The organism is Pseudomonas avellanae BPIC 631 (genome assembly GCF_000444135.1).
Classification (GTDB): Bacteria; Pseudomonadota; Gammaproteobacteria; order Pseudomonadales; family Pseudomonadaceae; genus Aquipseudomonas; species Aquipseudomonas avellanae.
The window spans coordinates 1-8,422 of the sequence record NZ_ATDK01000364.1; the positions used below are offsets into that span (position 1 = coordinate 1).

At 59.4% G+C, this 8,422-nt stretch carries 9 protein-coding genes and 3 pseudogenes; 8 read left to right on the forward strand and 4 right to left on the reverse strand.

Going from position 1 to position 8,422, the window contains the following annotated elements; all coding sequences use genetic code 11:
• Both DW49_RS1000000132400 and DW49_RS0121735 read left to right on the forward strand, forming a co-directional pair.
• Positions 1-89, forward strand: a pseudogene (locus tag DW49_RS1000000132400) (IS5/IS1182 family transposase); the annotation flags it as partial.
• Positions 90-107: 18 nt separating this feature from the next.
• A pseudogene (locus DW49_RS0121735) lies at positions 108-527 on the forward strand (nitrilase-related carbon-nitrogen hydrolase); the annotation flags it as partial.
• A gap of 6 nt (positions 528-533) precedes the next feature.
• On the opposite strand, the gene DW49_RS0121740 reads toward DW49_RS0121735, so the two are convergent.
• The 3 genes from DW49_RS0121740 to DW49_RS0121750 all read right to left on the reverse strand — a co-directional run bounded on the left by DW49_RS0121740 (position 534) and on the right by DW49_RS0121750 (position 2,449).
• Entirely contained in the window at positions 534-1,787 is a 1,254-nt protein-coding gene (locus tag DW49_RS0121740) for an MFS transporter (RefSeq protein WP_005617533.1), read from the reverse strand.
• Between the two features lie 106 nt (positions 1,788-1,893).
• Entirely contained in the window at positions 1,894-2,076 is a 183-nt protein-coding gene (locus DW49_RS0121745; protein ID WP_005617534.1) for a DUF1289 domain-containing protein, read from the reverse strand.
• A gap of 1 nt (position 2,077) precedes the next feature.
• Positions 2,078-2,449, reverse strand: a complete 372-nt coding sequence (locus DW49_RS0121750; protein ID WP_005617536.1) for a hypothetical protein — start codon at positions 2,447-2,449, stop codon at positions 2,078-2,080.
• Positions 2,450-2,662: 213 nt separating this feature from the next.
• On the opposite strand from DW49_RS0121750, the gene DW49_RS0121755 reads away from it, so the two are divergent.
• The 3 genes from DW49_RS0121755 to DW49_RS0121765 all read left to right on the forward strand — a co-directional run bounded on the left by DW49_RS0121755 (position 2,663) and on the right by DW49_RS0121765 (position 5,139).
• The gene (locus DW49_RS0121755) at positions 2,663-2,944 is read left to right on the forward strand and encodes a hypothetical protein (RefSeq protein ID WP_024420383.1); all 282 of its coding nucleotides are present in this window, start codon (positions 2,663-2,665) and stop codon (positions 2,942-2,944) included.
• Between the two features lie 160 nt (positions 2,945-3,104).
• Entirely contained in the window at positions 3,105-4,196 is a 1,092-nt protein-coding gene (locus DW49_RS0121760; protein WP_005617537.1) for an SMP-30/gluconolactonase/LRE family protein, read from the forward strand.
• A gap of 109 nt (positions 4,197-4,305) precedes the next feature.
• On the forward strand, positions 4,306-5,139 hold the full coding sequence (locus DW49_RS0121765) for a DUF1206 domain-containing protein (protein WP_005617538.1): 834 nt from the start codon (positions 4,306-4,308) through the stop codon (positions 5,137-5,139).
• A gap of 34 nt (positions 5,140-5,173) precedes the next feature.
• Here DW49_RS0121765 and DW49_RS1000000132905 read toward each other — a convergent pair whose 3' ends face one another.
• On the reverse strand, positions 5,174-5,347 hold the full coding sequence (locus tag DW49_RS1000000132905) for a hypothetical protein (protein WP_154655498.1): 174 nt from the start codon (positions 5,345-5,347) through the stop codon (positions 5,174-5,176).
• Between the two features lie 706 nt (positions 5,348-6,053).
• Here DW49_RS1000000132905 and DW49_RS1000000134360 point away from each other — a divergent pair.
• The 3 genes and pseudogenes from DW49_RS1000000134360 to DW49_RS0121775 all read left to right on the forward strand — a co-directional run.
• Positions 6,054-6,476 (forward strand): annotated as a pseudogene (locus tag DW49_RS1000000134360) (HAMP domain-containing protein); the annotation flags it as partial.
• 120 nt (positions 6,477-6,596) lie between these two features.
• Entirely contained in the window at positions 6,597-7,331 is a 735-nt protein-coding gene (locus tag DW49_RS1000000134365) for a methyl-accepting chemotaxis protein (protein WP_370445442.1), read from the forward strand.
• Between the two features lie 16 nt (positions 7,332-7,347).
• Positions 7,348-8,268: a substrate-binding domain-containing protein gene (locus DW49_RS0121775; protein WP_005617541.1), complete on the forward strand. Its 921-nt coding sequence runs from the start codon at positions 7,348-7,350 to the stop codon at positions 8,266-8,268.
• Positions 8,269-8,422: the final 154 nt, after the last annotated feature.

Below are 8,422 nucleotides of genomic sequence, written 5' to 3' on the forward strand. Positions count from 1 at the left end.
GGGCGGTGGCTTCTCGATTTGACAAACTCAAGAGAAACTATGAAAGCGTCATAGCAATGGCCTGCGCTTTTCTGTGGCTACCAATGTGAAACGGGAACAGACCCTAAGCCAAACAATACCTGCACCCCGGAGAAGATGCAGTCTTCAGTCCTGGGAGTGAAGATTGCTACCTGCAGCTGAGTCAGCACCGAATCGGCCTGTGTGTCTGCGCCGATTTCAGCCATCCCGAGCATGTACAACGCCTCTCGGAGGGCGGCGCCGGGGTGTACGCCGCAAGCGTGCTCATATCACCGGGTGGCTACGCTCACGATTCAGAGGGGCTCGCAGGGCATGCCCGACGCCACAGGTTGCCAGTGCTGATGGCCAATCACGGCGGGCCTACAGGCGGTTGGCAGTCGGCGGGGCGCAGCGGTCTGTGGGACGAGGAGGGGCGTTGGGTCGGCGGAATGGGCGGCGCAGGAAACGGGCTGGTTATCGCAACCTGCCAGCACGGCGACTGGCAGGTGCGTGCGCTCACGCTGGAGTGAACAGCTTCACGTATTCACGGCATGATCCGGCTTGAGCTCAGGCGCATGATCCGACCGCGAAAGCGTCTCCGGCACCGCCACCAGCAGCAAACAGAACGCCACCGCCGCCACCGCCGCGAGGGTCAGAAATGCTGCGCTGTACCCGGCCGCATGCACCACGAAACCGGCCAGGCTGTTGCTCAGCGCCGCGCCCAGGCCAAACAGGGTCGACAGCGCCCCAAGGCTCACATTGAAACGACCGCTGCCCTGAGTCAGGTCCTTGACCATCAGCGGGAACAGTGCGCCAAACAGGCCCGCGCCGATGCCGTCGAGCATCTGCACGGCCACCAGCCAGTACGGATCATCCGACAGCGTGTACAGCACGCCGCGGATCGGAAGAATCAGGAAACCGGCCAGCAGCAGTGGTTTGCGTCCCCAGACATCAGCCTTCATACCCACCAGCAGCGCCGCCGGCACCATCACCAGTTGCGCCGCGACGATGCAGGCCGAGGTCAGCGGAGTCGCCATCTGCATGTTGATCTGCGAAAGCTTCTGACTTACCAGCGGCAGCATCGCCGCGTTGGCCAGATGAAAGAGTGCGCAGCAAATCCCGAACAGCAGGAGGGTTCTGTTGTTCAGTAATGCGGACAGGCCGGAAGGCTGACTGCCATGTGAGGTATGCGATGCATCAAAGCCCCTGGCCACCTCATGATCGATAGCATCGGCAGACACGAAACTGATCGCGACAACACTCGCCAAGGCCATTGCGGCCATCAGATAGAACACCGCAATCGGGCCGAACAGGTAAGCGAAGCCGCCCGCCAGCAGGGCCGCACAGGCGTTGCCCGCATGATTGAAGGTTTCATTGCGTCCGGTGCGTCGGGTGAACGCTTTCGGGCCGGTAATGCCCAGCGAAATCGCAGCAATCGCTGGTGCGAACACCGAAGCGGCGACGCTGCTCAGCGCCTGGGTGATGGCAACCAGGGTAAATGAAGAGGTGAAAGGCAGAATCAGACAGCTCAACGTCACCAGCAGCGCCGCCACACCGATGATCCCGCGCTTATAGGGTGTGCGGTCGATCAGGGCACCTGCGGGCGTCTGAGTCAGCAGCCCGGCGATACCTGCGATGGTCATGACCACGCCGATGCTGGCCGGGTCCCATTGATGGACCGCCAGCAGGTAGATCGCCAGGTAAGGACCCAAACCATCGCGCACATCGGCGAGGAAGAAATTAAGGCTGTCCAGTGACAGGGCATTGCAGCGATCTGCATGACTGGCCAAGAGCGGGATTCCCGTAATTCGTCAGACTCCAGGTAGCTGAGTCACGGCTAATACTGACCCAAGCCGTTTTGCAGAAGTTTCCGCACCGGACATGAAAATTGCAGGTTCACCCGCTCTTTTTTTGCAGGCTCTTCATGCGCTGTGCGGCGCGTTGCACAGCGGCCATTTTCTCTGGCCGCTTCATGCGCTTCCATTTGCGAATGTCATCCTTGGTGCGCCCACAACTGACGCACAGGTCGCCACTGAGCTGGCAGACCGAGATACACGGGTTTTCGATGTCCTTGGCCATATCAACCTCGTCGGGCGTATTTGCGCTTGATACGTTGCTGCCAGTCGCCGCCGTTCTCCAGGCGGCATCGCTCTTCACAGTCGACATGCACATGGGCCGAGACGCTCGACACACTCACCTGCGCCTCCTCAAGCGCCGCTGCGGTCAACTCGATCATCCGCCCATCCAGCCCGCCCGCCAGCGCCGCATGCTTGTCGGCCAGCGTATCGAACACCCAGATCACCTGCAGGCTGGCCGGGAAGGCTGCGTAACCGACGTCGTGAGTCAGCCAGCAAAAACCGGGCATTTCAGACTTCGCGGTTTCACAGGCTTGCGTCAGTGTTTTAACAAGCTGACGCTCAGTACGGGCCTGCTCGCGTTTGCTTGAGGGCATCTGGTGTGCTCGGGCAGTAAGGAGGATGGTTGCGCACGATACCTGATTTTTTGGTGTGAACCAAAGCCAGCGCATTTAACTGGCGATGCCTGTTTGCTTTTAAACGTTGGGGACGGATTACCCCGTAGCGCTTTTCAGAAAAGGATGATTGCCCTGAAGAAGCCTTGGCTCATATTCTGCTGGCGGAAATACACATGGGCGCAAAGGCCGGTAATGAAAAGGATGACGCTCGTTGTTGTGCAGGCATTTCTGGTGTTGGTGCTTGCCTTGCTTCTCACTAAATGGCTTGTCGCTTTAGGTTTAATGGGCTGGCTGCTTCAAACCCAAGCAGGGCTCGATATGTACGTTTCAGCTGCAAATGCCCTGGGCATGATCGGTGGCGAGGATGGAGAGTTCATGCTTCTTGTCGTGATGGTATTGGTGATGCTGGTGCCATCGGCGTTGCTGGTAAGAGGTGCGGCTGAAACGCTTCGTAAGTTGAGAACAGCACGGTAGTAAGCAGAGTGCGCAAGAGCCGGATTGAATGAGTGGTTGTTGACCAGAGCGCCGCCTGATTGCATGTCGCTATCATTCAGGTAGGCTGGAGATATCTTGTAGGATGCCTTGCGGCCGCGAGGCGGGCGCCATTCCAAAAATAAAAACAAGGAGACGCACCATGGATTTCTCACCCCCAACCACCACCACAGACCAAAGCCGTCGGGGCTTTCTGAAAAAGTCACTGGCTGTTTCGGCAACGGTCGCGGCCATTGGCTCTCTGCCGCGTCTGTCTGCTGCCGAGCCGTTGACCCAGCGTTATCCCGACCCGCTGGTGGGTGTGCTGGATGACAGTTTTCTGGACATACGTATCTTCAATGCCAGCGTTGAAAAGCTCGCCACTGGCATGCGCTGGGCCGAGGGGCCGGTATGGGTGGGGGATGGTCGTTATCTGCTGGTCAGTGATATCGCCAATAACCGCATCATGCGCTGGGATGAGGTGACGGGGGCGCTGTCTGTGTACCGCGAGCACTCCAATTTTTCCAATGGCATGTGCCGCGACCGTCAGGGCCGGTTGCTGGTTTGTGAGGGTTCGAGCACGACCAGCGAAGGGCGGCGGGTGACACGTACCGAGTACAACGGACGCATTACCGTGCTGGCCGACAGCTTCGACGGCAAGCCTTTCAATTCGCCCAACGATATCGTCTGCAAGCGTGACGGTTCGATCTGGCTCACCGATCCGACCTTTCAGGCCAACAGCGACTACGAAGGCCACAAGGTCAAGCAGGAACAGCCTTTCGGGGTCTATCGAATCGACCCTGCGAATGGCAAGGTCAGTCGGGTCATTGATGATCTGGCAGGCCCGAACGGCCTGTGTTTTTCGCCGGACGAGAAAACCCTGTATGTGGTCGAAGGGCGCGCTAAACCCAATGGGCTCATCTGGGCGATTGCGGTCAATGAAGACGGCACACTCGGGGAACGGCGCAAGCACGTTGAAGGGCTGGAATATGCAGCCATCGACGGCATCAAGTGCGATGAGAGCGGCAACCTCTGGTGTGGATGGGGCGGCAACGGCAACCCGAAGGCCGACCTCGAAAAGCTTGACGGGGTGCGGGTGTTCAACCCGCAAGGCAAAGCCATCGGCCATATCAGTTTGCCGGAGCGCTGCGCCAACCTCTGCTTCGGCGGGCGAGAGGGCAATCGGCTGTTCATGGCCAGCAGTCACTCGCTTTATTCGGTGTTCGTTAACGCACGAGGTGCCACGTTTGCCTGAAGGGTAACGAACTCACTGACGGCGTATTACTTTGTACGCCGTCAATCGGGTCGAACCCCTGCGCACATGCCGGGTCTGTTCCTGTAATTACTTTCAGGGATAGTTATTTATGTCGGCGCAACGCGGCCTTGTTCTACTGGCACGAGGCGGTTATGCCGCTCGTGGTGTTGTTTATCTGATTATCGGGCTGTTTGCTGTTCTGGCAGCTCAGGGTTCTTCGCAACCGGCCGACAGCCACAGCAGCCTTGAAGCCTTGCTGAGTCAGCCATTTGGCAGCGTGCTGGTCGGGCTGGTGGTGATCGGTCTGCTGGCGTTCGCTGCGTGGCGGGTGCTGCAGGCGACCCGGGATGTTGACCATCATGGCCGGGAGCTCAAGGGGCTGGTGATTCGTGGCGGTCTGCTGGTAGGGGGATTCACCTACGGCGCGCTGGCATTTTTCGCGCTGGGCCTGCTGGTCAGCGGCTTGAAAAGCTCGGGTGGCTCGGGCGGCGGCCAGACCAGAGACCTGCTGGCGTCGATCCTTTCCTGGGATCACTCCAATCTGTTGGTCTACGTGGTTGCGCTGGTGCCCTTGGCGCTGGGTATCGTGCATATCATCAAGGGCTACAAGGCGTCGTTCGAAAAGTATTTCGAAGCGGATGAGGATGTCATGAAGTACGTGCGTCCGGTGTCCCGTTTCGGGCTGATTGCCCGAGGCGTTGCCTTCATCGAGATTGCGGTGTTACTGGTCGTCAGTGGGTCGAGTTATCAGGCGATGCATCCGCCTGGCATGAAGGATGCGCTCAACGGCCTGCAGGACCTGCCTGCCGGTGGGCTGGTGCTGCTGATCGTGGCGTTGGGGCTGATCGCGTTTTCGGTGTACAGCTTTGCCCAGGCCGCCTGGCGCAGAATCAACATGGACGTACCCGATGCGCCGGAGGCGGTAACGCGCCATTTTCGCTGATAAGCCCCAGCCAGAGGGCTGCGTGAGTGCTCGCTCATGCAGCCCTTTTTTGTGAGCGTCTGTTTGCAGGAAAATACTGTGACGGACCGCTCAAGTCGCTCTCTGTCTGGCCGACAGCTTTTATTGAGTTCTGATCTTTTCCCGGGTTGGCGTTTTCCGCGCCAGCCCGAATCGCTTCAGCGCAATAAAAATAAAAGAGGATAGCCATGACCGTTCTTCAGCGAGTGATCGGTGGGTTTGCCGTGCTGGTGGTGTTGCTGCTCGCCATGGCGGGTATCAGCTATCAAAGCACCCATTCGATAAGCGAGCGCATCAGCATCATTACGGGTCAGTCGGCACCGCTTAGCAGGGCGGCGAGTGAGCTTTACGTGCATGTGCTGCGAGCCAACCAGGCCCTGCTCGGGATTCTGGTCAGCACTGACCCCAAGCAGATCGACGAGGGCAACCAGCCGTTCAACGACAGCATGTCGCGCTTCAATCAGCTGCTGGACAGCATTCCAGCCTACACCGGCGATCGTGCCGAGCTGCGCGACAACCTGAATCAGCAACGCCAACTCAGTGCCGCCTACGTCGAGCAGGCGCAAACCCTGATCACCAGTCATCGCCAGCACGTTTTGCAGGTGCTGCAGAGCCGCGTCTTGCAGGGTTACAGCAGCAGCGAGGGTGCGCAACTCACCGGTTTTCTGCGCGATTATATTGCCCGTGAGCGCACGACAGGTTCGTCCGAGAACGTGGTAGCGGCGGAAAAGCTGCTGCTGGAAGTTGGCAAGTCCTACGAAGGCCTGGCCGCGCATGCCGCCACGCCGGATATTCAGACATTGCAGCGCGTGCTCAACCTGCAGGATGAGGTGATCAGCACGCGGGCGCGGGAGCTGACAGCGGTTGATCCGCGCGGCGGCCGTATTGCCGGGGTAATGGTCAATCGCTTGCTCAAAGACCTGACCGGCGCTGACGGTGTCTATCAGGCCTACCGGCAGGAAGCGGCGCTCGCCGAGCAGGTCGGCAAGCAGCGGCAGGCGGCAGAAGCGCGTTTGCAGGCAACGCTGGACAAGATCGGCGAGTTCGGCAATCAGTCGCTGGCCGTTGCCAACGAGGCCAAGGCCGGAGCCGATTCGACTATCGCCACCAGCCTCAGCCTGTTGCTGATCGCCTGCCTGTTGGCGGTGTTGGCTGCCGCGATCATCGGTACATGGGTGGCCTTCAGCCTGCGGCGTCCACTGGCGGCTTTCCGGGGGGTGCTCAAAACCCTTTCGGGTGGCGATATGCGGGTGCGTTTCGACGTCAGCCGCCGGGATGAATTCGGTGAGCTGGGCGGCTATCTCAACGAGTTCACCCAGTCCTTGCAGCAGACCTTCCGTGAGCTGATTGGCTCTGCCGACACGCTCGCACTGACGGCCAGCCAGAATGCGCAGGTCAGTGAACAGACCACCCGTGTCGTCGACGAGCAGAAAGACCGTTTGAACTCGGCTGCGTCGGCGATGAATGAAATGGAAAGCACCGTCGAAGAAGTGGCCCGTCGTGCGCAGGACACGCGCAGTGCTGTGGACAGCACCAGCGAGCTGACCAGCAAGGTACAGAAGCGCGTGGCAGAAACCATCGTCAACATTCGCCAGCAAGCCGAGCAGGTCAACAAGGCGTCGGCGGTGACCGATGAGTTGCAGAAGTACGGGCAGAACATCGACGGTATTGTCGATGCCATCCGCACGATTGCCGAACAGACCAACCTGCTGGCTCTTAACGCAGCCATAGAGGCTGCGCGTGCCGGGGAGCAGGGCAGAGGCTTTGCGGTAGTCGCCGACGAAGTGCGCTCACTGGCCAGTCGTACCCAGACATCGACCAGCGAGATCCAGGAAATGATCGGCCAGATGCAGAGCAAGATTCACTCGGCCGTGCAGGTCATGAACGAAAGCCAGATCCAGTCCAATCACTGCGTGACGCTGGCCTCCGGTGCCGATGAGTTGCTGGTGGAAATGAGCGAGGCGGTCGACACGATTCGCGACATGAATATCCAGATTGCTGCCGCCACAGAGGAGCAGAGTGCGACGGTGCAGGAAACCAGCCGCATGGTCACGCACATCAATGATTCTGCACAGCAGGCGGCCGATGGTGCCGAACAGTCTGCCAGCAGCAGTCAGGACCTGTCGAAGATGGCCAGGGATCAGCGCGAGCTGCTCCATCATTTCAGCGTTTGACGCTCGGGAGCAGAACATGAAGCAGTGGTTATCGATTTCTCTGGGCGCCGGTCTGTTCCTCGCAGGCCTTGCGCACGCCAGCACACCCTTGATTGGTGTGGGCATGGCCAAATATAACGATAACTTTCAGACCATCCTGCGCCACGGTGTGGAGAAGCAAGTGGCCGTGATGGACGCCGACATTTTCATGGAAAACGGCCAGGACGATGTCGAGCTGCAGATGCGTCAGTTCCGCAACCTGGTCAGCTCGAAAGTCGACGCGATTGTTGTTGCGATGGTCAATGGCAAGAGTGCGCCGGAGATGATGCGCCTGGCCAGCGAGGCCAAGGTCCCGCTGGTATTCGTCAACCGCAATCCTGACCCTGCCAAATGGCCCGCGCAGACTGCCTTTGTTGGCTCCGATGAACTGGAGTCCGGCACCCTGCAAATGGAAGAACTCGCCCGCCGTGCGAATTACAAGGGCAATGTGGTGATTCTGGTCGGCGACCCGAGCAACAAGTCGTCGGTCATGCGCACCGAGGACGTGGAGAAGGTCGTCGCCAAGTACCCGAACATGAAGGTGGTGCAGAAGAAAATCGGTAACTGGGAGCGCAGCCAGGCCGCAACCATCCTGATTGACTGGGTCAAGCAGGGAGTGGACTTCTCCATTGTCGCCGCCAACAACGACGAAATGGCCATTGGCGCGATCATGGGTCTGGAGAAGGCTGGCAAGAATGCCAAGGACTATCTGGTGGGCGGCATCGACGGCACCCCGGACGGACTGAAGCTGATGGCCGAAGGCAAAATGGCCGTGAGCGTGTTTCAGGACGCTGTGGGCCAGGCCAACGGCGCGGTTGATGCGGCACTGAGCATGGCGCGTGGCGAAACACTGGCATCCCCGGTGATCTGGGTCCCGTTCAAACTCATCACCCCGGAGAACCGTCAGGAGTTCGAGTAACGCTGTGATGTGGACCTTGTCGGCCTTTTGCGGCAGTACAACTTCATGCCGTGCCTGTAGTCACTGCACATAAACGAAAGCGCTTTTTCATCGCGATGGCACTGACGACGTGGAGTGCGACGTAAGTGACGGCTGAGTCCTGACACTGATCCGG

What these genes read in the sequence shown, in the direction of transcription:
- DW49_RS0121745 (WP_005617534.1), bottom strand. Translation starts at nt 2,076, where the DNA reads ATGGCCAAGGACATCGAAAACCCGTGTATCTCGGTCTGCCAGCTCAGT.
- DW49_RS1000000132905 (WP_154655498.1), bottom strand. Translation starts at nt 5,347, where the DNA reads ATGGCTATCCTCTTTTATTTTTATTGCGCTGAAGCGATTCGGGCTGGC.
- DW49_RS0121755 (WP_024420383.1), top strand. Translation starts at nt 2,663, where the DNA reads ATGAAAAGGATGACGCTCGTTGTTGTGCAGGCATTTCTGGTGTTGGTG.
- DW49_RS0121750 (WP_005617536.1), bottom strand. Translation starts at nt 2,449, where the DNA reads ATGCCCTCAAGCAAACGCGAGCAGGCCCGTACTGAGCGTCAGCTTGTT.
- DW49_RS0121765 (WP_005617538.1), top strand. Translation starts at nt 4,306, where the DNA reads ATGTCGGCGCAACGCGGCCTTGTTCTACTGGCACGAGGCGGTTATGCC.
- DW49_RS0121760 (WP_005617537.1), top strand. Translation starts at nt 3,105, where the DNA reads ATGGATTTCTCACCCCCAACCACCACCACAGACCAAAGCCGTCGGGGC.
- DW49_RS0121775 (WP_005617541.1), top strand. Translation starts at nt 7,348, where the DNA reads ATGAAGCAGTGGTTATCGATTTCTCTGGGCGCCGGTCTGTTCCTCGCA.